Raw genomic sequence first — 25539 nt, 5'->3', positions numbered from 1 at the left:
TCTTCTTTATCTTCAGGCGCCCATGCGGTCCGCATGGGCGCCTGAAAATTTTAAAGGGCCCGCTGCAAAATGAAAGAATGACACATGGTTATTCTTATTTTGCGGCAGGCCCTTGGTGCATATTTTTGTTAAAAAGGTTTCGGCTCAGTCCTCGTCTTCGAGCGCGGTCAAAAGGGGCGGCACCAGCTGCTTTTTTCGGCTCACGACGCCGGTAAGCAGGCAGGAATTCGTATCACAGTCCTGCTGGAACGCCGCGCGGACGATCTCGGCGGCGTCCTGCCCGGCAAAAAGCAGCTCGGTGGTCTCTTCGATAATATTGGTCAGCATGACAAACAGCATGGCAAGCCCGGAGGTGGGCAGGCAGTTCTGCATGTATTCCAGCAGCTGGGGCTGAATCTCCTCCAGCTCCTCTTGATTGACGCTCGTCACCTGCGAGATCGCCACGCGCTTGCCGCGCACCTGATAATACTTGTAGTCCATATGGAAGATCTCGTCCATGGAGCGATCAATGAGCTGCGAACCGGCGCGGAACATGGCGACCGCGTGGCTCTTGATATCGATCCCCGCAATTTCGGACAGCGTTTCCGCGGTCCGGCGATCCACCGGCGTGCAGGTGGGGGAGCGGAACATCAGCGTATCCGACAGGATCGCGGAGCAAAGGAGGCCCGCGATGGCTGGAGTGATCTCCACGCGATTTTCCTGATAAAGCTGCGCGATGATCGTCGCCGTGCAGCCCAGCGGCTGATTGCGGAAATAGATCGGATTGCTGGTCTCGATCGCGTCGATGCGGTGGTGGTCGATGATTTCGGTGATCCGCGCCGACCCAATGCCGTCCACGGACTGGTCGCGTTCGTTATGGTCTACCAGAATAACTTCCTGCTTTTCAATATCCAGCAGGTTGCGCTGCGAGACCATACCGATGTACTTGCCATCGTCGGCCAGAATGGGATAGTAGCGGATGCGCTTTTTGGATACGGTCTTTTTCACATCCTCGACCAGCTCGCTGGGCCGGAAGGTGATCAGGCCGCTCCGCCGCATGACGTGCTGCACGGGGACCGCCTGATTAATCACCTTGGAGCAGCTATAGGTGTCCATCGGCGTGGCGATGATCGCGCAATGGGCCTCGGCCGCCAGCTTTTTTATCGTACGGGACACCTTGGAGCCAAGGCCGATGATGATACAGCCGGCCTTCATTTCGATCGCGCAAAGCTGGGATTCATAGCGGTTGCCCAGAATAACGATATCGTGCTCGTGGAGATATTCCTCCATCACATCCGGGTTGGCGGCGGCGACCACGACCTTGCCTCGCTCGAGCTGCTGCTCCGGGTCGCCGATCACCAGCTCGCCGTTCAAAACATCCACTAGGTTGCGGTAGCTCGTTTTGGCCTCCGCCAGCGCGTCCGCGCCTTGGTCCTCCATATAGAAGCGGGCGATATCGCTGAAGGTGAGAATGCCTTGGATATAGTTGTTTTCATCCACCACGGATATGGTTTGAATATCCTTTTCGCTCATGTATTCCCACGCGCGCCGCAGCGACATCTGCGCGCCGATACCGGCGACGTCGCGGTACTGCACGTCGCTCAGGCGTGGATTGAGTGAACTTAAATAGCGCGGCGGCTCTATGTCAAAGCAGTCGAGCACATATTTGGTTTCCGCGTTGACCTGCCCGGCGCGGCAGGGGATATAGTCCTTGCCGGTGAGCATGCGCTTTAAATGGGCATAGCAGATGGCGGAACAGATGGAGTCCGTATCCGGATTTTTATGCCCGATCACGAGAATGGGTTTCATTTCGTTGCTCGCTCCTTTGCCTCTCATACGACGGTGGAAAAATGGGTCTTGCCGTTATCCCTTGCTTGCCTCCGCTGTTTCTTCCCGCGCGGCCTGCTCGCCCGCTTTTTCCGCCTTGGCCAGCAGCTGCGGCGCCAGCAGGTTTGCCAAGACCAGCGCGCTGATGCCGCAGGCCAGCTTGGCGAAGATCATGGGCACGATCATGGTTTCGTTCACGCCCGCCACAAAGCCCAGATGATCGCCGAACATAAACGCCGCGCAGGAAGCGAACGCAATGTTCAGCAGCTTGCCTTTGGGGTCCATGTCCTTTACCATTTGAAAAGCGGGGATGTTATTGGCCAGCGTGGCCACAATGCCCGCCGAGGCTTCCTTGTTAATGCCGATCTTGCCGCCCAGCTTTGCCAGCTTGCCGCCAAAATGGCGCTTGATCCATTCCACCATGGGGAACGCGCCGAGCAGGATAAAGGCGATGTCGCCCAAAATGGTAATGCTGTTCGTAAGCGGGGAAATCCCGTTTGCGCCCTCCTCCACCATCAGGCGGAAGAGCGGCAGGTGGATGCCGGTCTTTTCCTGCAAAACGGCGAGCGCGACGAAAATAGCGATCAGCCCGGTCACGAACGCGCCGAATTTGGCAAAGCCGTTCATCAGTGCGATGGGTTTGAACCACAGCCCGGCGGCCAAAGCGGCCGCGACCAGAATGACCGGCAGCAGACTCAGCAGCATCACGGTCATGGGCATATGGTAATCCGTCGTGAGGTTCATAATAAAGCCGCCCACCAGACAGCCGACGGGCGCGGTGATCGTACCGACCAGAATGCCGCAGGCCAGCACGGGGCGGTCCTTCTTTTGCAGCAGATTGAGCGCGACCGGAATATCGAACAGCAGGATGCAGCCCATCGTACAGCCCACGATGATACCCGCGAACTGCCCCATGACGATATCCTGCCCGGCCAGCTCGACCGCCAGCGAATAGCCGCCGGAATCGGCCAGCAGCAGCGTGGTGGCGAATATGGAAGGGGAGGACCCCAGCATTTCGTAGATCGGCCCAATGATCGGCCGCAGCAGCATACTGATGACCGGCGCGGCGGCGATCACGCCCACCATGGCGATCGCGAGCGGGCCCATGGCGTGAAAGCCTTCGTCAAACGCCGCGCCGTACCCGCGTTTGTTGCCCTGCGCCTTGTCGATCGCGCCCAGCAGCATAAAGATCATCATGATTGTCACAATGACGGAGTTGATCGATAGGTTTGCCGCATAGTGCCGGACGCTTTCGACAAAAGGCGTCCAATTCGTGACTTCCTGTATCAAGTCGGAAAACATATTTTGCCCCCCAGTTCTTGTTGTCTTATCCCTTTAAATTAAAGTACGCCGCGCCCGCCGTCAACGGGATTTGGCGCACATCCGAAATATTGCAAAGAACTTCTGTTTTTTAGTCCAACGGGGGGTGAGTGGGGCGGTGCGGCTCCCGCCGCAGGGGCCAAGGGGAAAGGAACACCTGACGGTTTTCCTTTCCCCTTAGGACTCCATTTCTTTCCCTTCTCCTGTCCGGGAGCGGCGTGAGCCGTCCTTTAGTTTTTTTGTACGGGTCGGCGTGTGCCAAATCAGGTGCCTAGGGATTCAGTGGATGGGTTACTCCGTCCGGCCGGACCGGCCTGATTAGCGCGCCCACATGCGTTGGCGCTTCGTTCTCGGCGCGCCGAGGGCGTCGCGCCCTACTCGGCAGGTGGGCAATATCTCATTTTTTAAGCGAAGCATAGCCATGGGTTGTAGGGCGTGCCGCCCTCGGCACGCCGCGCGGCTACCGCCGCGTTTTTTATTGCGAGCGCAGCAAGCCTCCTATGGAGAAGAATAACGCAAAAGCCAGCGCCGCCGGCAGAGTGCCGGCGGCGCTGGCTTTTGGCAAAGGAGGTTTTTTAAAGGGCCTATTTCATGGAGGCGATGATCGCATCGGCAAGGGTGTCGAGATCGGGGGCCGCGTCGTCATGCAGCGAGCTTTGCAGCGAGAGCTGCTCGTCGAGCACGGTCGAGTTTTTCAGCTCGTTTTCGAGGAACTCGCGCATCAAGGTGCCCGATTTGCAGGCCCACGAGCCGTTTTCGATGATGGCGAAGGTGCGCTTTTGCACGTTCAGCGCCTTCATATCCATTAAATAATTGTGCATCACCGGGTAAATGCCCAGATTATATGTGACCGACGCGAGCACGACATGGCTCAGCCGGAAGGTCTCCGAGATCAGGTAGGAGACATGGGTCTTGGAAACGTCGTACATCACGACGTTCGTCATGCCTTTTTCGCACAGCTTGGTGGCAAGGGCGTTCGCGGCGGCTTCGGTATTGCCGTACATCGAGGCGTAGGCGATCATAACGCCCTGCTCCTCGGGCTCGTAGCGGCTCCAATGGTCGTACTTATCGATAAAGTAGCCTAAATCCTTCCGCCAGACCGGCCCGTGCAGCGGGCAGATGAACTTGATCTGGTCTAGGATGCCCGCGGCCTTGCCGAGCAAAAGCTGCACGTGCGGGCCGTATTTGCCGACGATATTGGTGAAATACCGTCTCGCGTCGTCGATCCAGTCGCGGTCGAAGTTCACTTCGTCCGCGAACAGCTTGCCGTCCAGCGCGCCGAACGAACCGAACGCGTCCGCCGCGAACAAAACGCCGTTTGTCGTGTCAAAGGTGACCATGGCCTCGGGCCAGTGCACCATGGGCGCGGCGACAAAGGTGACCGTGTGGCTGCCGAAGGTGCGGGTATCGCCCTCCTTGACCTCTTCCATGCGGCCGTCGACATGGAAGCCGAACTGGCGCATCAGCATAAAGGCCTTTTCGGTCGATATCACGCGGGTTTCCGGGTAACGGAGCAGGATTTCCTCGATCGAAGCGCCGTGGTCGGGTTCCATGTGGTTAATGACAAGGTAATCGAGCTTTCGCCCGGCCAGCACGTGCTCGATGTTCTCAAGGAATTGGCGGCAGGCCGACCAATCCACGGTGTCGAACAAAACGGTCTGCTCGTCGAGCAGCAGGTAGGAGTTGTAGGATACCCCGCGCGGAATGGGGTGGATATTTTCAAACAGGTGCAGCCGGCGGTCGTTGCCGCCCACCCAATACAGGTCTTCCGTCACATTGCGGACACAATACATGGTAATTCCTCCTTTGCGTTACGCTTCAATGAATTGATCGATCGCTTCGCCGCACTCGGGGCAAATCCATTCCTCGGGCAGCTTTTCAAACTTGGTGCCGGGCGCGATATCGCCTTCGGGATCGCCAAGAGCGGGGTCGTACTCGTAGCCGCAGCCGCCGCAAACGTAGGACTTGCCGACCGGCGCGGGCTTCGGGGCCTTGGCGCGCTTCATCTTGACCATCGGGGGCGCTTCCTTCTTGGGTTCGCCGTTGTCAAGAGCCTCCGTCAGCAGCGGCAGGATCTCCATCAGGTCGCCGACGATACCGTAATCGCAATTCTTGAAAATAGGCGCATTCGCGTCCTTGTTGATCGCAACGATGGTGGACGCTTCGCGGATGCCCTTGAGATGCTGGCCCGCGCCCGAAATGCCGCAGGCGATGTACAGGTTGCCGCTGAATTTCTGGCCCGACATGCCGACATAGCGGTTCAGCGGCACATATCCGAGCGTTTCCGCCACCGGGCGGGAGGAGCCGATCGCCGCGCCCGCCTGCTCGGCCAGCGCCTTGATCAGTTTCATGTTATCCTTTTCACCGATGCCCTTGCCCGCCGAAACGACGCGTTCGGCCTGTGTGATCGGGGTGTCGAGCGGGATGCCGACGGTGAAATCGTACCCATCCTTTTGCAGCGCTTCGACCAGCGCGGTCACGCGCTCCTCCGCGCTGCCTTCCTTTAACACCATCTTTTTGCGGTGCCCGGTGATGGGGCCGCGCTTTTTGGCGGGCGCGCCCTCCTTCGGGGGCTTGCCGATCAAATGCGCGGCGATAACGACGCGCTGGATTTCGTTAGTGCCCTCGTAAATGGTGGTGATCTTCGCATCGCGGTAGAAGCGTTCCACGTCCATGCCCTTGAGGTAGCCGTTGCCGCCGTAGATCTGCAAGGCGTCGTTGACGATCTCAAGACACACGTCGGAGGCGTACTGCTTGGCCATCGCGGCTTCCACCGAGTAGGGCTCGTGGTGTTCCTTGAGCTCGGCCGCGGAGTAGATCAGCAGCCGCGCCGCGCGCAGCTTGGTCGACATATCGGCCAATTTGAAGGAGATGACCTGCTGGAACGCGATGGGCTTGCCGAACTGCTCGCGCTCCTTGGCGTATTCCAGCGCGGATTCAAACGCGCCCTGCGCGATGCCGAGCGCCTGCGAGGCAATGCCGATGCGTCCGCCGTCCAGCGTGGCCATGGCGATCTTGAAGCCTTCGCCTTCCTTGCCCAAAAGGTTTTCCTTCGGCACCTTCACGTCGTTGAAGATCAGCTCCGCCGTGGCGGACGAGCGGATGCCCAGCTTATCGTAGTGGTCGCCAAAGGTGAAGCCCTCCCAGCCCTTTTCCACGATAAAGGCCGAAATGCCGCGCGTGCCGATATCCGGCGTAGTGACCGCGAAAACGACGTAGGTGTCGGCCTCGCCGCCGTTGGTGATGAAAATCTTGTTGCCGTTTAAAACATAGTGGTCGCCTTCGAGCACGGCGGTGGTTTCGGTGCCGCCCGCGTCCGAACCGGCGTTCGGCTCGGTCAAGCCGAACGCTGCCAGCTTTTCGCCGCTGGCGAGCGGGGTTAGGTATTTCTGCTTTTGCTCCTCGGTGCCGAAGGCGAAGATCGGATAGCTGCCGAGCGACACGTGCGCGGATAAAATAACGCCCACGCCGCCGTCTACCCGGGAAAGCTCCTCCACGGCGATCGCATAGCTGTTTACATCCAGCCCCGCGCCGCCGTATTCGACCGGGTAGGGCAGGCCCATCCAGCCGTTTTTCGCCATTTGCTGAACGATCTCGCGCGGGAAACGGTTTTCTTTGTCCAGCAGAAAAGCGATCGGCTTGACCTCTGCTTCGGCAAAGGCGCGTATTTGAGCGCGCAGCTCCTCATGCTGATCGGTTGTTTGGTAGTACATAACATTGCCTCCTTTGCTGTTCTCTTATTATCTCAGATTAAAATAGTATACTTTTGGGGCGCGCGATTCATGCGGAGAAAAGGGAAAAGGATCAAACTTGTTTAAAGTAGATAGAAAAGGTATATTTTATTGGTGCAATGTAGCTAAATGCCTAACTTAGAAGCGATATTTCCCTCTGTGTTTATCACAATAGCACAAAAGGAGGGGCGTGTCAATTCCTTTTTGAGAAATATTCTCAAAATAAAAAGCGGCATTTGTTCGGGTATGAAAAGGCGCGGCGGCGTGAGGTCACACCGCCCTACGATGAAGGGACTGCATATTAAAATCGGCATAGGAAAGGGGGCGGCGGCATAGTATTCTTTTGTAACGCTGCGTTCGAGCAGCGTTGCCATGAACCAATCGAGATTGAGCTTGAACATCTCGCGCATGCGGGCGTCCTTTTTGCCGTCGCCGGGCAGCTTATCGGCGGCGCGGCAGGTATCAAGATAGTGCTGGCGCACAAAGTCCGTGCCATCGGAGACCACGCCCGGCGCGAGCAGGCCGAGCCGCAGATCGACCGAGCGCGACCAGGGGAAGGTATCCTCAAACAAGATCTCCTCGCGATGGTACCAAGGGTAGCCGCCGAACAGCTCGTCGGCGCACTCGCCGGAAAGGCAAACCGTGAAATCCTTTTTCACCTGCCCGCAGAAGAGCAGCAGCGAGGAATCCACATCCGCCATGCCGGGCAGATCGCGCGCATCGGTCGCGGGCAACAAAGCGGCGCACAGGGCTTCGGGCTCTAAAATGACGTTGTGGTGCTCGGTATGGAGGAAATCGGTCATCATGCCGATGAATTCACTGTCGCTATTCGGCTGAAAACGGCTTTTTTCAAAGTAGCGCGCGTTGTCCCGGTAGTCGACCGACCAAGTGTGCAGCGTTTCCCCGCGCGTCGCGTAGTCCTTGGCCGCCAGCATGGAAAGAATCGAAGAATCCAGCCCGCCGGATAAAAAGGTGGCGAGCGGCACATCGGAAACAAGCTGGCGCGTGGTCGCGTCGCAGATCAGTTCGTGCGTGCGCGCAATGGTTGCGGCAAGATCGTCCGGGTGTTCGTGCGCTTCCAGCTTCCAATACGCGCGGTCGATATACCGCTCGGGCGTCAAAATGGCGTAGTGGCCGGGCAGCACGGAATCGATCTGCTGAAACACGCCGGAAGCGGGCGGTCTGGCGGGGCCGAGCAGCAGCAGCGAGCGCAGGCCGTCCGCGTCGATCACAGGCTCGACCTCGGGGTGGCACAGCACGGTGCCGATCGTCGAGCCGAACACGATTCCGCCCTTGGTGTGCGACACGAACAGGGGCTTGACGCCCAGCCGGTCGCGGCACAGGATGAGCCGCCGTTCGCTTTGCTGCCACAGGGCGAAGGCGTAAATGCCGTTGAAGCGTTCAAACGCCCGCACATCCCATTCTAAGAACGCGTGCAGCACCACCTCGGTATCCGAATGGCCTAAAAAGCTGTGGCCTTGCGCGAGCAACTCTCTGCGTATATCTTCTGTGTTATATAACTCTCCGTTATATACCAAAACCGTGTTCCCGTCCGGGGAGCACATGGGCTGTTTGCCGCCGTCCGGATCTATGACGATCAGGCGGCGGTGTACGAGGCATGCGTCGAGATCGCACCATTCCCCCTCCGCGTCGGGTCCTCGGGGGGTCAGGGTGCGTTTCATGCGGGCCGCGATCACGCTGCTTTCACGCGCGTCCCGGTCATAATCGACAAAGCCGCCGATTCCACACATAGGATCGTTCCTCCTTTATTCTCCATTTCTGGTCTACCATCCTTTGTATGCCGAAGGCGCGGGGATTATGCGCGCGGCGCGGCTGCTGGGTGATTACGAAATGCAATGTTTGGGCCCGATTTGTCGCAGGGTAAAATTATAGCAAGTTCCTTAAATTTGAGAGACGATTTTCACCGGAAAAAACTCTGTTAAATCCTTGACATATTCCGCCCGCACGATATAATAGAAATAGACATGCTCCAAAGCTGGGCGCTCTGGAACACACCCCTCGGGGGCGGAAAAACCGCGTCACGCCGGGCGCTCTGCGAATATTATTTGGGAGGTTTATGGCATGGATTTTAGGCTTACGAAAGAGGAAGCAATGTTCCAAAAGATGTGCCGCGAGTTCGCGCTCAACGAAGTTGAGCCCATCGCCGCGGAGATCGACGAACAGGAACGCTACCCGGAAGAAACCGTTCAGAAGCTGATGAAGTACGGCCTGATGGGCATTCAGTTCCCGAAGGAAGTCGGCGGCTCCGGCGGCAACTACATCTGCTACTCGATCGCGATCGAGGAGATGAGCCGCGTTTGCGGTACCACGGGCGGCATCATGTCCGCGCATGGCACGCTGGGCGCATGGCCGATCTATCACTTCGGCACCCCGGAACAGAAGGAAAAGTGGCTCCGTCCGCTGATCGAGCCCAAGGAAGGCGCTAAGGTAGGCGCGTTCGGTCTTACCGAGCCCAACGCCGGCACCGACTCCGCCGCGCAGCAGACCGTTGCGATCAAGCAGGAAGACGGCTCCTACATCCTCAATGGCTCCAAGGTGTTCATCACCGGCGGCGGCCGCGCGGATACATACGTTGTTTTCGCTATGACGGACAAGTCCAAGGGCAACAAGGGCATTTCGGCCTTTATCGTCGACAAGGACGATCCGGGCTTCTCCATCGGCAAGATCGAGCACAAGATGGGCATCCGCGGCAGCCAGACCTCCGAGCTGATCTTTGAAGACATCCACCTCCCGGCGGACCGTCTGCTCGGCAAGGAAAACGGCGGCTTCAAGATCGCTATGATGACGCTGGACGGCGGCCGTATCGGCATCGCGTCTCAGGCTCTCGGCATCGCGCAGGGCGCGCTGGACAAGGCGATCCAGTACATGAAGGAGCGCGTACAGTTCGGCAAGACGCTGGATAAGTTTCAGGGCCTGCAGTGGATGGTGGCCGATATGTACACCCAGATCGACGCCGCCCGCCTGCTGGTGCGCCGCGCCGCTTTCAACCACGACAATGAACTGCCGTTCACCAAGGAAGCCGCTATGGCCAAGCTGTACGCTTCCGAAGTCGCTATGGACGTTACCACCAAGTGCGTGCAGATTTACGGCGGCTACGGCTACATTCGCGAGTACCCGATGGAGCGCATGATGCGCGACGCCAAGATCACCGAGATCTACGAAGGCACTTCTCAGGTTCAGAGAATGGTCATCGCCGGTCAGGTTCTGCGCTAAGAAGGAGGAGGAAAGAACATGAAAGCTATTGTATGTGTAAAGCAGGTTCCGGATACCTCCGGTAAGGTTGCGGTTAATCCGGACGGCACCCTGAACCGTGCCTCGATGCAAACCATCACCAACCCCGATGACCTCAACGCCGTTGAGGCCGCTCTGAAGCTCAAGGACGAGACCGGCTGCAAGGTCGTTGTCGTCACCATGGGCCCCCCTCCGGCAGAAGGCATGCTGCGCGAGCTGATCGCGCGCGGCGCTGACGAAGGCGTTCTGGTTTCCGCCCGCGAGTTCGGCGGTTCCGATACCTTTGCGACCAGCCAGATCTTGGCTGCCGCCATCAAGAAGGTCGGTCTGGACGACGATGATATCGTTTTCTGCGGCCGTCAGGCGATCGACGGCGACACCGCTCAGGTCGGTTCGCAGATCGCTGAAAAGCTTGGCATCCCGCAGGTTTCCTACGCGGCTGATATCAAGGTGGAAGGCTCTGCCGTTACCGTTAAGCGTATGCTGGAAGACGGCTACATGACCATCCAGACCGAGACCCCCTGCCTGCTGACCTGCATCAAGGAGCTGAACGCTCCCCGTTACATGTCCCTCGGCGGTATCATGGACTGCTATGCCAAGCCGGTATCGATCTATGATTACAACACGCTCAAGGACGATCCGCTGATCGAGCTGGACACCATCGGCCTGAAGGGTTCTCCGACAAACATCTTCAAGTCGTTCACGCCGCCCCAGAAGGGCAAGGGCGTTATGCTGGAAGGCGCTGAAAAGTCTACCTGCGAAACGCTTGCGGCTGAACTGCTGAAGAAGCACATTCTTTAATTGAAAGGAGAAACGAAAATGGCTGATTTCAATAACACCAACATCGCCGATTTCCACGGCGTATGGGTATTCTGTGAGCAGCGTCAGGGCAAATTGCAGCCGACGGTGCTTGAGCTGATCTCCGAGGGCCGTAAGCTGGCGGACGACATGGGCGTAGAGCTCTGCGGTCTGCTGATCGGCTCCGAAGAGGAAGTAGCCGGCATGGAGAAGGAACTTGGCGCGTACGGCGCCGACAAGGTCTATGTCTGCACCGACGAGAAGCTAGGCGTATACACGACCGGCGGCTTTGCGAAGGTCATTTGCGACGTTGTAATGGACAAGAAGCCGGAGATCATGCTGATCGCGGCGACCAACATCGGCCGCGACCTCGGCCCGCGCTGCGCAGCCCGCCTGCACACCGGCCTGACGGCAGACTGCACCCACCTCGATGTGGACGTAGAGAAGTACGCGGCATTCCTGAAGGAAGCCTCCACGCTTCCGGTAGAGCAGATCGACGCGCTTGACCGCGCGGACCGCAACCTGAAGATGACCCGTCCGGCATTCGGCGGCCACCTGATGGCGACGATCATCTGCCCGCGTTTCCGCCCGCAGATGGCAACGGTACGCCCGGGCGTGCTGAAGCGCGGCGAGTACGACGAAGCGAAGGCTGCCGCCGTACAGGTAGAGAAGCTGAACGTAGCGGTATCCGACGCGGACATCCAGACCAAGGTACTGGAAGTTGTCAAGGAAGCCAAGGAGCTGGTCGACCTGACCGGCGCCGAGGTAGTCGTATCCGTAGGTCGCGGTATCTCCAAGGATATCGATAAGGGCATCGCTCTGGCGCACGAGCTGGCTGACCAGTTCGGCGGCGTAGTGGGCGGCAGCCGTGCGGCGATCGACTCGGGCTGGCTGTCGGCCGACCATCAGGTTGGTCAGACGGGCAAGACCGTACATCCGAAGCTGTATGTGGCGCTGGGCATTTCCGGTGCGATCCAGCACAAGGCCGGCATGCAGGATTCCGAGTGCATCGTTGCTGTGAACAAGAACGACGGCGCTCCGATCTTCGACGTGGCCGACTACGGCATCTGCGGCGACCTGTTCAAGGTTGTTCCCATGATGATCGACGCTGTTAAGGCTGTCAAGGCTGCTAAGTAAGAGCAAACATAATAAAAAAATCCCCATCGCCGCGGCGATGGGGATTTTTTTTATTTGATGGTGAGCCGCCCGACGCTTCGTTTTCGGCCGCGTGAGGTCACTCGGCCCTACACCGAAACGGTGCGTCCCCCAAATGTAGGGCCGGGTGACGCACCCGGCCGTTGACCTGAGGCGCGCTGTTTACGCCGCCGGTTCTTCCTCGCCCTTGGTCTCATCCGCGGCGGGCGGGGCAACGTAATTCGATTGCGCTTCAAAGAAGGTGATCGTCATATCGGTGGTCACACCCTGCTCGCTTACGCCAATGCTCAAATTACCTACCTGACAGCGGTAGGGGGCAGCCGCAAGGGTCTGCACCGTGGCCTTGGCCTGATTGTAATCCGGCGTGGTGAACGTCAGCGTGACCACGCGGCGGACGAACTGCTCGCTTAGATCAAACTGCTGAAAGCGCACGCTGTAATCGAGCGTGCCAGCGAGCGTTTGGTTCAACAAATTCATTACGTTTTGCACATTGTCGTATTCGGGCACGGCGGCCATCGGCCCGCCCGGCGCGGCGGCAAGCTCCTCCAGTTCGCTCTGCATGTTTTGCATCTGTATTTGCTTGGCCTGCGCGATCAGCATTTCGGTTTCGATCTCGCTTTTCTCCGTGGTAAGCTGGGTAAGCTGCGTGGTGACCGGCAAATGGATCACATAATAATACGCCAAGCCGCACATCAGGACGGCGAGGATCAGCATCAGCACCTTTTCGCGTGTGGTAAAGCTGCGATACATCATCAGTTCCCGCCCCCTTCCTCGGACTCGCTCGGCATGGGATAGCCGTTGGTGAGCGCGATCGTCATGGAAACCGAGCCCTTGCGGGTCTGGTCCAGCGCGCCCTCCGCCTTGGAACCGGCGGTGAACACCATCACGTCTATCACATCGTCGCGCGCTTTCAGACGGTTCACGATGGTCGAAGCGTCGCGCAGCGACAGACCCGTCAGGTTGAGCGAAAGCACGTTCAAATTGACCGACATATCGCGCAAATTGGCCGAGGGCAGCACGGCGGTTTGCAGCAGGTCGAACACCGTGTTGCGGTCCACCAGCGCGACCTCCTCGGCGCTCATCCAGCCGGAGGAGTTGCGCGCGTATTCTGTGAGCAAGTCTTCATAGCCCGCGTTCGCCTCATTCAGCGTATCAAGCTGGCTGCGCAAGCCGTCCACCTCGCTTTGGGCGGCGCTGACCTGCAACAGCCGGTCAATGACCGCGAATTTCGCAAAAGCAAAGATCAGCAGCGCCACAAGCAGCGTGAGCGGAATGATGCGGCTGGGGCTGTTGATCGTGCGCTCGCGTATGGCGAGGTTGAGCGAGGTCTTAGAGGGATAGATCAGCTTCTTTTTCGTCATCTTCATCGCTTTACGCCCCCCCTTACTGCTGTGTCGCGCCGATGGCGGCGGCGCAGCTGAGCGCGTCCTCCGCTTCATCGGGCAGGGAGGGGAGCAGCGATTCGATGCTGACTAGGCGCAGGTCGATCGCGCCGCCGATCGCTTCAATCAACGGGGCGATGCGCGAGCCGCCGCCGCAGTAATGCACGGTCTCCAAATGGTTGTCGCGGTGCTCGTAGGAGTGGAAGTTGAGCGCTTTCATCACTTCCAACGCGATCGCGCCGTAAACGTTTTGGCAGGCTTCCGCGTCCAGCGCGTTTTCGTAATTGGTCTGCTTATATACGCGGGCCACGTGCTGGTCCACATCCATGGTCTCCGCAATGGCCGCGTCCAGCAGCGAGCAGCCGTTGTCGATCAGCTTGCTCATTTCAAGGCGGCGGCCATGGAACAGGTATAGGCGCGTGGCCGTGTGGCCAATGTCGAGCAGGCAATATTCGCGCTCTTGCGGTTCGTCGGCGTCGGCACCGTCGCCGGCGGGGGACGGTTCTTTTCCTGACGGAAGAACCGTCCCCTCGCCGGTCAAGGGGTGCTTTTCCTCATAGTTACGCAACAAGTTGGACCATGCCATTTCCTGCGGCAGAGCCACGCGCAGTTTCAGTCCCGCGCGGCGGAACATATCCCGGTATTCCGAGATGGTTTCCTTCAAAACCGCGGCGGCTGTCAGCTCAAACTCAACGGGCACGCCGTCCTTATCATCCGTTCGGTCTACGACCGCGTAATCGTAGAAATACTTGTCCTTTTCACGGTTTATGTAATCGCGGAATTCATAGGGCAGGTTTATTTTCAGTTGATCGGCGGTCATGGCGGGCATGGAAAGCTGGCGGAAAAAGACCGATTGCTCGGGCAAGATCACGGCGACGTCGCGCCCGGGGATATGGTGCGTGCGCTTCATATCCTTCAGGAACTCGCTCATCGAATCGGGCGAAAGGATGCGCCCGCCGGTGACCATGTTCTCCGGCAGCTCGTGCACAGCCATGCGCTGCACGGCGCCCGCCGAGCACATCGCCATTTTGACGTTGCAGTCGCCGATATCAATGCCGATAATTTGTTTTGGCATGGTGAAAAGTCCTTTCCTTATGGGGCGTACTTTGGGCTTCCCCCAACGAGGGGAAGCTGGCACGGCGAAGCCGTGACTGAAGGGGGCGCATGAATTGGCAGCATTGATGTGCGAGGCTGTCTTAATGTGCGCTATTCGTTACGCCCCCCATTCGTCACGCGCCTGCGGCGCGCGCCACCGCTCGCATATAAATGCCACACCGTGGCAAATAAAGGAGCGAGGGCTACGGCCTCCCCTCGTGGGGCATAAGCGTCAATTTAAGCAGCGCGCGCACAGAGCGCCCTTTGGGCTTCCCCCCACGAGGGGAAGCTGGGCCGCGCGAAGCGCGGGTCTGATGGGGGGCGTAAGAACCATTGGCATTGATGTGCGCAGTAACCTTTCAATGCGCTATTCGTTACGCCCCCCATTCGTCACGCGCCTGCGGCGCGCGCCACCTTCCCCTCGTGGGGGGAAGGCTAGATCGCGCGCGCAGCTTAAGTTTACGCATATGCCTCGTGGGGGGAAGGCAAGATCGCGCGCTGCTTAAGTTTACGCATATGCCCTCGTGGGGGGAAGGCTAAAGGGCGTTGATACGCTGCTGAACAGTTTTATGTATGGTGTCGCATACTTCATAAAACCGTTTATCAATATCGGTATTAAGGAACCGAATCGTTATAATACCATTTTGTCTAAAATAAGCATCGCGGTTTTGATCATATTGCTGTTGGTCTTGGTTAAAATGACCGCCGCCATCCAGTTCTATAATCAGTTTGGCCTTGGAACAATAGAAATCCGCGATATAAGGGCCGATTGGCTGCTGGCGGCGAAACCGGGCGGGACAGCCACGAAGATATTCGTACCATAGTTTATTCTCCCAAGGCGTTGCGTTGGCGCGAAGCGCTCGGGCCCGCTGTATTTGGGACATAATCATCACATTCTCTCAAAACAGCCCGAAGTACCATGCCAGAAATGGTTCGGAAAACAGCAGGGTGATCCAAGCGGCAATGGCGAGCGAGGGGCCGAAGGGGATGGCGCGGGGGTTTTCAGCGTCCTTGCCGCGCGCGGCGGGGAGCAGGGCGAAAACAAGGCCGACGGCGCAGGCGATGATAATCATGAAAAGGCCGGCCGCCGGGCCGGTGTAAAGGCCAAGGACGAACAGCAGCTTAATGTCGCCGCCGCCCATGGTTTCGCGTTTCATGATATGATCGGCCAGAAGGACGAGCAGCAGCATGGGCACGGCAAGCGCAAGGCCGCCGGTCAGGCCTGCCAGCAGGTCATGGCCGATAGCGCCGGAACGGAGAACGGTGAAGGCGGCAAAGCTCGCCGCGCCCAGCACGAGAAACCGGTCCGGGATGATGCAGGTATCAAAATCCACAAGCGACAGGACGAACAGCAGAAAGCCCAGAACGCAGTATTCCAGCGCCTCCAGCGTCAGCCCATAGCGCAGGACGAACGATAGGAAAATGGCCGCGCAGATTGCCTCCGCAATGGGATAGCGGGGCGATATTTTTTTACCGCAGTAGCGGCAGCGGCCGCGAAGGAATAGGTAGCTGAACAGCGGAAACAGGTCAAGCGCGGAGAGCACATGCCCGCATTCCGCGCAGTGCGACCGCCCGCGTGAGATTTTTCTCACCGTGCACGATTCGCCACGCCCAAGCGTTGCCGAACGAGCCAAAGACAAGGCCGAGCAGCAGGGTGAGGAAAAGGAGGTAGGCGAATACGGCAGGCGTTAAAAAAGTCATAAGCTGCCGTTCCCTCCTAAAGAAATAGTATGCTTTGGTAATTGAACGCCATGCGGGAGCTATTCTCAAATAGAATAGCTCCCGCCCGGCGTTCAAGCCGGGAGTTAGCGCCCGCAACCCGAGGGGCGCTGAAAGCAACTAGTTAAGTTCCCTGACTAGTGCAAACCTTTGAGTCGATAGGGAATTCACCAGTGATATCGCCCAATTTAACTGTGATTTTAGTATTACTCCATGTTACAGTCGAGTTTGTCACACCAGCGGTACTTTTTAGTTCATTTGCAGTTACAGTATCTGGAGTATCTTTGTCTGCGCTTTCCAAATAAGCCACAACAGCTTCTGAATAGGCAGCACGCATATTAGAAAGGTCTACAGCATGCTTCGCTTTGTTAAGTGAAGACGTAAATGCCGGAATCGCAATCGCGACCAATACGGCGATGATTGCAACGACGATCAGCAGTTCCGCGAGGGTAAAGCCCTTCTTATTGCGCTTTGCGCAAAGTTTTGCAAACATAATCTTTCTCCTCCTTTTATCTGTTCGGGAAATGTAGTTATATTTCGACCGGGCGCTGGGTTGCAAAAGCGGCCCGTTAGAAACCGTGAATTAAGCCATGTTATTATACATAGAGAACATAGGCAGATAGAAGCCGAGAACAACAATCACAACGATAACGGCTATGCCGCAAATAATGATCGGCTCCAGCATGGACAGTGCGCGTTCAACGGCAAGATTCACTTCGTTATCATAATAGTCGCCGATAATGGTAAGCGTGTTTTCCAGCGAGCCGGTTTCTTCGCCTACGCCGGTCATTTCAGTAAGCAGAGGAGGAAACCACGGGCATTGCTTGACGCATTGACCTAACCGGATGCCTTCCTCCACGCCGCCTACCATATCACCGACTTGCATGCCGATCACATAATTGTCAAGCACTTTAGCGGTTATTTGAATTGTGCGTGTCATCGGCATACCGGCGGCTAGAATAGTCGACATGGTGTTGGCAAATTGGGAAGCCGCGTTCATGCGTTGCACACGCCCGACAAGAGGCAGTTTAAGCTTTAAAACAGCAAAGAATTTCATGCCGTTTGGTGACTTGCTCCAAAACTTTAATGCAAAAATAAGTACGACGACGATCAGCAACAGGATTAGCCAATAGTGCACCATAAAGTTAGACGCGGCAATGATAATCGCGGTCATGGGCGGCAAATCAGCGTTCATGCTGGCAAACATTTCGGTAAACATCGGAATAACCTTTACCATCATAATCGCTACAACGACCACGGAAAGCACGCATAGAAACGCGGGATAAATCAACGCGCTGGTAACCTTTGCGCGTGTTTTCGCGGATTTTTCAAAGTAAACGAAAAGCTTGCGAAAGGATTCTTCCAACGTACCGGATTCCTCGCCCGCGCGGATGGTTTCGATAAACGTAATGGGCAGTTGCTTGCCGCCCTTGTTTTCAAAGCTGTCCGCCAAGGAATTACCGGCGGCAACGTCCCCGGCCACTTGCTTTAAAAGCTTGTGCAGCGTTTTGTCCGTGGTTTGATCGGCAACAAGCTCCACCGAACGAACCATGGGCAAGCCCGCCGAGATAATAATAGAAAACTGACTGCAAACAAGGGCAAGCTGCTTTTCTTTTATCTTTTTGGGGCCGCCGATGTCGCGGGTGAGGATATTGCCTTTGCCCTCCTGCACCTCGGCAATCGAGAGGACGATGGGGCATTCCGTGGCTTTGATGCGGGATACCGCGTCAAATTCGTCGTAGGCCTCCATCACGCCGGTGACCGTCTTACCGGATGCGGATTGCGCTTTGTATTTGAATGTGTTGATAAGTGGTCACCTCCTTTGTTTGGGCTTCCCCCGACGAGGGGAAGCTGGCACGGCGAAGCCGTGACTGATGGGGGCGCAGGGAATTGGGGTTTTTGTGTGCAAGGGGGTTCGAGAGCGCTGATCGTTCGGCCCCCCATTCGTCACGCGCCTATCGGCGCGCGCCACCTTCCCCTCGTCGGGGGAAGGCCAGAACGGGACTGCCCTCGGTGGGGGAAGGCTAGAACGGGGAAGCGGAGCGAGCCATCTATGGTTAAAACATCGTGTTTTTCTTCACATAATCCGGATCGTGCGCGGCTTCGCGGGCGGTTTGCGCGTCGATTTGCTTATCTTTAAACATTTTGATTAATCGGTTGTCCATGGTGATACTGCCCTCGCTCGCGGAGGTGGCAAGGGCGTTCATGATCTGCGGGGTCTTGCCCTCGCGGATCAAATTGCGAATCGCGGGGGTGACCATCATCAGTTCGCACGCGGCCACGCGGCCCTTGCCGCCCTTACGGACAAGCAACTGCTGGCTCATGACCGCTTGCAGGGTCATGGAAAGCTGCATACGCACCTGTCTCTGGCGGCCCTCGGGAAAGACCTCTACCATGCGGTCGATCGCGTCCGGCGCGGAGCCGGTGTGCAGGGTGGAGAATACCAGATGTCCGGTCTCCGCCGCTGTCAGGGCGATCTCGATGGTGGATAGGTCGCGCATCTCGCCGATCAGGATTACATCCGGGTCTTCGCGCAAGATAGCGCGCAGGCCGTCCGCGTAGGACGCGGTGTCCTGCCCGATTTCGCGCTGGTTGACGATGCAGCGGTCCGGCGTGTAAAGATACTCGATCGGGTCCTCCAGCGTGATGATATGATCGTTCCGGGTATGGTTGATCTCATTCAAAATGGCGGCCAGCGTGGTGGATTTACCGGAGCCGGTCTCACCGGTGACAAGCACGATGCCGCGCCCCAGCTTTGGAAATTCGTTCACCGCCGGGGGCAGGCCAAGGCTTTGCAGTTCGGGGATATGGTCGCTCAAAATACGCACGGCGGCGGAAGCGTGGCCCTGCTGGCGGAATAAATTGATACGAACGCGCGTGCCGTCCGGAAAGGAGAGCGCGTCGTCAATTTCGCCCATGGGGCCGAGGGTCTGGGATGTAAGCTCGCGCGCCAGCATTTCGCACTCCTCGTGCGTCAGTCGGTGGTCGTCCATATCGGTCAAGCTGCCGTCCACGCGGAAGCGAATGGGCAGGCCGTACACAAAATGGATATCGGACGCGCGCGCCGCAAGGGCGGCTGAAATAATCGCGTTTAGTTCAGGCATGGCGTTAATCCTCACTTGCGTGCAGGGTACGGTAGGCCTCTTCCACGGTGGTCACGCCGCTTAAGATCAAATCGCGGCAGCCCTCCCGCAGCGAGGTGAAATCGCCCTGACGGATGGTATCGAGCAGTTCATCGCGCGGCGCGCCGGAGATGATCTTATCGCGCAGCGCCCGGTTGACGGTCAGTATCTCGAACACGGCAATACGGCCCCGGTAACCGGTATGGAAGCACATGGGGCAGCCTTCGCCCTTATAAAAGGTTACGTCCCTCCGGTTTTGCAGGCCGAGAAATTCCAATTCCTCAATAGGCGGGGTATAGGTTTTGCGGCAGTTCGGGCACACGCGGCGCACCAGACGCTGCGAAATAACGCCGCGCACCGCGTCCGCGATCAGGTACGGCTCCACGCCGATATCGAGCAAACGGTCGATGGTGGAAACCGCGTCGTTCGTGTGGATGGTGGATAGCACCAAATGGCCGGTGATGGCCGAACGCATGGCGATTTCGGCGGTCTCGCCGTCGCGGATTTCGCCCACGGCGATAATATCCGGGTCCTGCCGGAGTATGGCGCGCAGGCCGTTAGCAAAGGTCATGCCGGTTTTTTCGTTGATCTGCACCTGATTGACGCCGTCCAGATTATACTCTACCGGGTCTTCCAGCGTGACAAGGTTGACCTGCTCGGTATTGAGCTGGCGTATCATGGTGTACATGGTGGAGGATTTGCCCGAACCGGTTGGGCCGACGATCAGCACAACGCCGCTCGGGTTGGCAAGCAGGCGGTCGTATTTGACAAGGTTTTCACCTTCCAGACCGATTCCGGCCTTATCCAGCAGGCCGTGCGCCTTATCCAGCAGACGGATTACGATTTTTTCGCCGTAGATCGTGGGCAGGGTGGAAATACGCAGGTCGATATCGGCGGATTTAATACGCACGGCGGCGCGGCCGTCCTGCGGTATCTTGCGTTCGGCAATATCCATGCCGCCCATGACCTTAAGGCGCGAAATGACCGAGCTTTGCAAATTCTTCGGCACGGTGAGGATGTTGCGCAGAAGGCCGTCGATACGCATGCGCACCTGCATTTCCGATTCGCGCGGCTCTAAATGGATATCGCTCGCGCGCTCGGTCGCGGCGCGTTCGATGATGGAGTTGACCAGACGGACGGTCGGCGCGGCGGGCGCTTCCTCGCCGCCAATGGCGGAGGCGGTAAAGGAGGCGTCGTCCTCGGTCTGGCGGTGGCTTTCGCGCTTCATTTCCTCGATGGCGCGGGCCGCGCCTTCGTTTCCGTACAGGGTCATGATGGCGCGGTCAACGCCGTCGCCCGTTGCGATCATGGGGATCACGCGGCGGCGCGTGGCGGTGCGCACTTCTTTCAGCGCCACAAAGTTCAGCGGGTCGGCCATGGCGAGATAAAGCTCATCCTTGTTCATCCGCACGGGGACGACCTGATATTTCTTTGCGATATTCTTGGGCAGCACCGTGGCCATTTCGGGGCCGGGCGGGTGGGCCGACAGGTCGATAAACTCAACGCCAAGCTGCATCTCAAGCGCTTCAATCAGTTGGCGTTCGCCGATAAATCCGTATTTGGTAAGGACGGTGCCAAGGCGTTCACCGGTTTGCTTTTGCAGGCCAAGCGCTTCGGTAAGCTGTTCGTTCGTGATCAGGCCGTTAGAGACCAAAAGGTCGCCAAGGCGCATGTAGGCCATAAACCGTATCCCCCCTCATTACGGCCGCCGCTTTTACCGGTAAAATTGAACTAAAAGACGCGTAAAAAGCAGGTGCGTGCGCGATGCAACCGCACCCTTACAGGTTACCGGTCTGCTTAGGTCTGTCTTTTCTCTACTTATTTGTAATATCCATTTTACCATAACCCCCATGCGGTTGCAAGTAAATGAGACCATAATTGTGTATGCTTTTTACCCCAAACGCTGTTGTTTTGGCAAAATATATGGTATGATAGAGGAGAAAATATGCTAAAATGTTGCGGGTGGAGATCCAAGGGGTAGGCGCATATATGCGCGTTAAAGTGATATCCGCTAAAAGCTGAGTTGGAGTGAGGTTGCGGCATGCTGCGCTTTTGGTCGAAAAAGAGTAAAACAGGGGGGTTTAGCTTAGCCGAGCTGCTGGCCGTGGTGGCAATTCTAGGAATTTTGGCGGCTATTGCGATCCCCTCGGCCGTAAAGATTCAGCGCGATCTAAAGCTGCTGGAGCTAAACGACACCGCCCGCCAAATTTTTATCGCCGCCCAGAACCAGCTGACCGCGCTGAGGGGGGCGGATGGGTTAAATGCGGTGAGTCCGGACGGCGGCGCGGAAAAGGTAGATACGCCCGATGGGATGGATAATATTTACTATACCCAGAGCAAGGCGGGCGCGGAAGATAAGCAGTTTGCAGCGATGATGCCTACCGGCGCGATCGATTCCACGATTTTGGACGGCCAGCAAATGGTCGTGATTGAATATAACCCGGATAGCGCCAGTGTGTACGCGGTGTTTTATGCGGAAGCGCCATTCACCTACGATCCGGCAGATATGCCCCGTAATGACGACGCGGGCAAGACGGAGCGTCGGGAGAACTTAATCGGATATTACGGCGGCGACGCGGCGGGGATTCCGAGCATTGACGTGATCGCGGAGCCTAAAATCGCCCTCCAAAATGGGGAAGAGCTTAAGCTGACGATCAGCTTTAAAGATGTCATTGCGGAAGCGGAAAAGAAGAATCCCAACTATCGGACCGAGGTTCTAGAGAACCTTAAGTACACGGTTGAAGTGCAGCAGGCGGATAAAAAAGAAAACTACAAGAAAATTACGAAGCCGGGCACTGACAGCGCGCCAATTGAGTTTTTGAATGGAGATTACACAGAGGGCACGCTTATTCTGGATAGCCTGGACAGCAAGCATTTTGCCACGCTGATGCAGGATAGTACCGGATTTGCGATCGATCCGGGTTCCGATATTACCGTTAAGGTGACGATCGATTTTACGGATAGCGCAAACCATCAGTCTGTACCGGTGAAGTGGGAAAGTCAGGTGGAAAACAGCCTGTTTAAGGCAAGAGTAACAGAAAAAGATGATGACCCGGGAACCGTGCAGGTCGCCTGCGGCCGTCATCTGCAAAATTTAGAGGAGCGCATATCCGGCGTTTCCACTGCGGCAGATTCAAAGTATCGTGTCGAGAAGGTGGAGCAAACAGCGAAGATAGACTGGCAGCCTTATATTGATAAACATGCGCAGGTAACGGAATATAAATTGGGCGATATCAGCGCCGGGGGAACTACTCCACAGATAACGTTTGCTGAAAATGCGTTTATTTCAATCACAAACCCGACGATCCAGAGTTTTACCGGCAGCGAAGCGGGTATACACAACTTGTGGATTAATGAGAACGACGATGAAGATTATGGATCTGGAGGAAAGATTGGAAAGTCTACTGGATTGTTTGCAGGGCTTATCGGGAAAAAGGCTCCTATACAGTTAAAAAATATTTCATTGGTCAATCCCTTTGCGGAAGCAAATAATGTACAAAAATTTTATTATAGCGTTGGGGTATTGGTCGGATATGCGGAAAACGTAAGTTTTGAAAACTGCCGTGCTTATATAGATGAAAGCGGTTTGGAAAAATGGATAAGTAAAAAGCGCACATACGGAGCGAATGCGCCTATTAAATTAACAGCACCTTATGTTGGGGGGTTAATTGGTCACGCAGATAAGGTGGTGTTAAATCGGTGTTTTGCTGCATTACCTGCGGTAACATGCGACACTGATAGCTGGGGTGTAGTAGGCGGTTTGATTGGACAGGTGTCTGGGGAAGTTGGCGGTTCAACAATTAATGAATCCTATGCAGATACATTGAAGCTAGCAGGAACTAATGTGGGCGGTTTTGTTGGTGAGATGCAGAATTCAGTAGTACAGAATTGCTATGCAGTTAGTCAAATTGAATTTTCGAGCAATGTATCTCCGGCAGGATTTTGTTGGGGTTTCACAGGTAGTATTGCAAGAAACTGTTATGCGGCGGTTACTTTGAATTCAGAGAATCCTGATTATTTAAAAAGACTTTATGGTTTTGCGGCAACGAGCAAAACGATGACAAATACAACGTTTGATGGTTGTTATTATGTCGCGGACGTAGTAAATGGGCCGCTTTACCCTGAAAAGGTAGAGGTAGGACAACCGCAGCCGGTGAGCTATGAACGCCTGAAAAACTGGGCAGGTTTCGGCACCAAAGACCTTTGGAGCGGGAGCGATAAAGACAATACGAACGAGTATAATATGAAGCCGTTTGAAGATCTGGGAGCGCTGCAAAGCAAGGTAGACAAAGAGCTTTATGGCAACCATGAGGAATATCCATTCCCGCATCTTGCCGCGTTCGACCATTACGGCGATTGGCCGCTGCCGGCAAAGCGCGGCGCGCTTGTTTATTATGAAGTTTACGAAAACGGCGAAACAATCGGCATGCACGGCTTTGGGGCTGACGGGACGGCTTTTGTAAGCGGACATCCGTTGAAGAATAACGCTGGAGTTGTCGTGCGGGACGGCTATGCCTATGTGGGCTATGCGCAAGCGGCAAATCTTAGATTTGGCGGAACCAACTCGATAACGGTCGTTAAGGACGAAGCGCTGACGAAAATGCTGGACATGACTGATATAACAGTCTGTCCGATCAAGTATGAAGACTTGATCGGACCTGCGCTTCATAGCAGCAGTTTTTACCGCCAGCTTTCCGTAAACGACGTCAAGACAAAGCTGTATTTCAATCCTTATGTTGCGAAAGCGGTCGTATACCAAACGGAAGACGAAGCGCCTACGCTAGATGGCGCGGCAAGCATTCGGTCGGCACGGCAGCTTGCAGCGCTCGGCGAGCTTGGGAAAAAGGAAAATCTGCTTGGGCTATCGCTTACGCAGGAACTGGATATTGATTTCACCAAGTACGATATGGAATATGCTGCTGCACTGGCGCTGTATCCCATTGGCACTAAAGAAGATGCTGCTTTTACAGGAAGTTACGATGGTCAATTTCATCAGATTACCGGCACCGGAATAGATGGTGGTGAAATGCAGTATGTGGGTCTGTTCGGCTATGCCAAAGGCAGCACTTTGGTAAATATCGTGTTCCGAGATGCGGATAAGAGTATTACGGGCGGCGCAAATGTCGGCGCATTGGCTGGATATAATGGCGGTACCATACGTAACTGCGCTGTTGCAGGCCTGACAGTTACAGCAAATGGCACGGCAGGCGGCTTGGTCGGCTATAATGTCGGTACTATTATTAATAGTTCAGCCGCTTGTAAACAAGTGCGCGGAAATCAAGCAAGCGGCATAGTTGGAGCACTAGCGCAGTCAGGAAAGATCGAGTCCAGTTATGCCACGGGGACACTGTCGGCAAATGGTGCGGTGTTTGGTATAGCCAGTGCTAATTCGGCTAGTGCGAAGATAATAAATTGCTATTCCGCATGTACAGTGGATAAGGCACAGTCGGTCATCGGTGTAGCACAAGGTGAAGGCGTTGACGATTGCTACTATTTAAAAAATACCATCCAGCCGACGCAGCCATATGGTGAAGTGGCTGAAGGACTATCCTATGACGAGTTAGCCGACTTTAACGACTTTGGAGGTAGGGCTGATGAAGCCCACACATTCCCGTATTCGAGTACCCCTCCCTATCCATTCCCCGCGTTTGTGGAAAACGCAAATGGAGAATATGTGCACTACGGCGATTGGCCGGAGAAGGGGGAGGAGCCCGAAAAAACGTTTGGGGATGTTGTGATTGGTGTTTGCGTGCGTAAAGGTGTGAATGAAAGCCGTCAGGAAACTTCTTTTGAAATTTGGGGTATTAATAAAGACGGTGAATGGTCTGACAAGGCGGTTACTACTTTTACAGTTAATAAAGCCGTATATGTTGCGTATTTTACCTGTACAGGCCCGGGCATGAGTGGAAATGGACGTTGGTATTTTTGGAACAGTCAGCTTGGAGGCGATACGGAAGCGAAACACTTGCCTGAAGTAACAGCAGCAAATGATATTACACTTTCTGGCTATAAGTTCTATACGGCAAATAATTTGCATGTTGCGGGTCAGAAGACTTATTTTTACGACAAAAAACCAGACGGTAAAGGAAACCCGCCAGCGGGTTGGGACTTTGCACTTACAAATAGTGATCCGCCAAAATATGAAGCGAATAATTAATT

18 protein-coding genes are annotated in these 25539 nt (G+C 56.1%); 4 read left to right on the top strand and 14 right to left on the bottom strand.

The genetic code is table 11. From position 1 onward, the window contains the following. Positions 1 to 144: 144 nt before the first annotated feature. From RWV98_RS17950 to asnB, 5 genes are all read right to left on the bottom strand, one after another. Positions 145 to 1788, bottom strand: coding sequence for a putative manganese-dependent inorganic diphosphatase (locus RWV98_RS17950; RefSeq protein ID WP_317862559.1), 1644 nt, complete (start codon positions 1786 to 1788; stop codon positions 145 to 147). A gap of 54 nt (positions 1789 to 1842) precedes the next feature. After that, positions 1843 to 3108, bottom strand: a complete 1266-nt coding sequence (locus RWV98_RS17945; protein WP_317862558.1) for an ethanolamine utilization protein EutH — start codon at positions 3106 to 3108, stop codon at positions 1843 to 1845. 602 nt (positions 3109 to 3710) lie between these two features. Continuing rightward, complete coding sequence (locus RWV98_RS17940) at positions 3711 to 4919, bottom strand: FprA family A-type flavoprotein (protein ID WP_280963604.1); 1209 nt, start codon at positions 4917 to 4919, stop codon at positions 3711 to 3713. A gap of 18 nt (positions 4920 to 4937) precedes the next feature. Then, positions 4938 to 6839: an acyl-CoA dehydrogenase family protein gene (locus RWV98_RS17935; protein WP_317862557.1), complete on the bottom strand. Its 1902-nt coding sequence runs from the start codon at positions 6837 to 6839 to the stop codon at positions 4938 to 4940. Between the two features lie 143 nt (positions 6840 to 6982). Further along, a complete protein-coding gene (gene asnB, locus RWV98_RS17930) occupies positions 6983 to 8608 on the bottom strand; it encodes an asparagine synthase (glutamine-hydrolyzing) (RefSeq protein ID WP_317862556.1) in 1626 nt (541 codons plus the stop codon). A gap of 331 nt (positions 8609 to 8939) precedes the next feature. Here asnB and RWV98_RS17925 point away from each other — a divergent pair, with 331 nt between their 5' ends. From RWV98_RS17925 to acrA, 3 genes are read left to right on the top strand one after another with little or no spacing between them, the layout of a single operon-like run. Beyond that, positions 8940 to 10091 (top strand): acyl-CoA dehydrogenase, encoded by a 1152-nt coding sequence (locus RWV98_RS17925; RefSeq protein ID WP_280963601.1) that lies wholly within the window; start codon positions 8940 to 8942, stop codon positions 10089 to 10091. 18 nt (positions 10092 to 10109) lie between these two features. Continuing rightward, positions 10110 to 10910: an acryloyl-CoA reductase electron transfer subunit gamma gene (gene acrB, locus RWV98_RS17920; protein ID WP_280963600.1), complete on the top strand. Its 801-nt coding sequence runs from the start codon at positions 10110 to 10112 to the stop codon at positions 10908 to 10910. 18 nt (positions 10911 to 10928) lie between these two features. Continuing rightward, positions 10929 to 12044, top strand: coding sequence for an acryloyl-CoA reductase electron transfer subunit beta (acrA, locus tag RWV98_RS17915; RefSeq protein ID WP_317862552.1), 1116 nt, complete (start codon positions 10929 to 10931; stop codon positions 12042 to 12044). Between the two features lie 180 nt (positions 12045 to 12224). Here the strand turns inward: acrA and RWV98_RS17910 are convergent, their stop codons facing one another. The 9 genes from RWV98_RS17910 to RWV98_RS17870 form a co-directional block, all read right to left on the bottom strand. Next, positions 12225 to 12815 carry a hypothetical protein gene (locus RWV98_RS17910; RefSeq protein WP_317862550.1) on the bottom strand — a complete coding sequence of 197 codons (591 nt, stop codon included), beginning with the start codon at positions 12813 to 12815 and terminating at the stop codon, positions 12225 to 12227. Beyond that, entirely contained in the window at positions 12815 to 13429 is a 615-nt protein-coding gene (locus RWV98_RS17905; RefSeq protein WP_317862547.1) for a hypothetical protein, read from the bottom strand. The genes RWV98_RS17910 and RWV98_RS17905 overlap by 1 nt, the downstream gene beginning before the upstream one ends. Positions 13430 to 13445: 16 nt before the next feature. Next, entirely contained in the window at positions 13446 to 14519 is a 1074-nt protein-coding gene (pilM, locus tag RWV98_RS17900) for a pilus assembly protein PilM (RefSeq protein WP_317862545.1), read from the bottom strand. Between the two features lie 556 nt (positions 14520 to 15075). After that, entirely contained in the window at positions 15076 to 15423 is a 348-nt protein-coding gene (locus RWV98_RS17895) for an endonuclease domain-containing protein (RefSeq protein WP_317862543.1), read from the bottom strand. Between the two features lie 15 nt (positions 15424 to 15438). Beyond that, the gene (locus tag RWV98_RS17890) at positions 15439 to 16131 is read right to left on the bottom strand and encodes a prepilin peptidase (protein WP_317862541.1); all 693 of its coding nucleotides are present in this window, start codon (positions 16129 to 16131) and stop codon (positions 15439 to 15441) included. A gap of 251 nt (positions 16132 to 16382) precedes the next feature. Then, positions 16383 to 16751, bottom strand: a complete 369-nt coding sequence (locus tag RWV98_RS17885; protein WP_317862539.1) for a pilin — start codon at positions 16749 to 16751, stop codon at positions 16383 to 16385. Between the two features lie 90 nt (positions 16752 to 16841). Beyond that, a complete protein-coding gene (locus tag RWV98_RS17880; RefSeq protein WP_317865793.1) occupies positions 16842 to 18008 on the bottom strand; it encodes a type II secretion system F family protein in 1167 nt (388 codons plus the stop codon). A 307-nt stretch (positions 18009 to 18315) separates the two neighbouring features. After that, positions 18316 to 19362 carry a type IV pilus twitching motility protein PilT gene (locus tag RWV98_RS17875; protein ID WP_317862537.1) on the bottom strand — a complete coding sequence of 349 codons (1047 nt, stop codon included), beginning with the start codon at positions 19360 to 19362 and terminating at the stop codon, positions 18316 to 18318. A gap of 4 nt (positions 19363 to 19366) precedes the next feature. After that, the gene (locus RWV98_RS17870) at positions 19367 to 21061 is read right to left on the bottom strand and encodes a GspE/PulE family protein (RefSeq protein WP_317862535.1); all 1695 of its coding nucleotides are present in this window, start codon (positions 21059 to 21061) and stop codon (positions 19367 to 19369) included. A gap of 360 nt (positions 21062 to 21421) precedes the next feature. Here RWV98_RS17870 and RWV98_RS17865 point away from each other — a divergent pair, with 360 nt between their 5' ends. Beyond that, positions 21422 to 25537: a type II secretion system protein gene (locus RWV98_RS17865; RefSeq protein WP_317862534.1), complete on the top strand. Its 4116-nt coding sequence runs from the start codon at positions 21422 to 21424 to the stop codon at positions 25535 to 25537. The last annotated feature ends 2 nt before the right edge of the window (positions 25538 to 25539 follow it).

The sequence above is a fragment of the Agathobaculum sp. NTUH-O15-33 genome, assembly GCF_033193315.1.
In the GTDB taxonomy this organism is placed as follows: Bacteria; Bacillota; Clostridia; order Oscillospirales; family Butyricicoccaceae; genus Agathobaculum; species Agathobaculum faecihominis_A.
The sequence above is the reverse complement of the archived record's forward strand: the minus strand, read 5'-3'. Positions and strand labels throughout refer to the sequence as shown.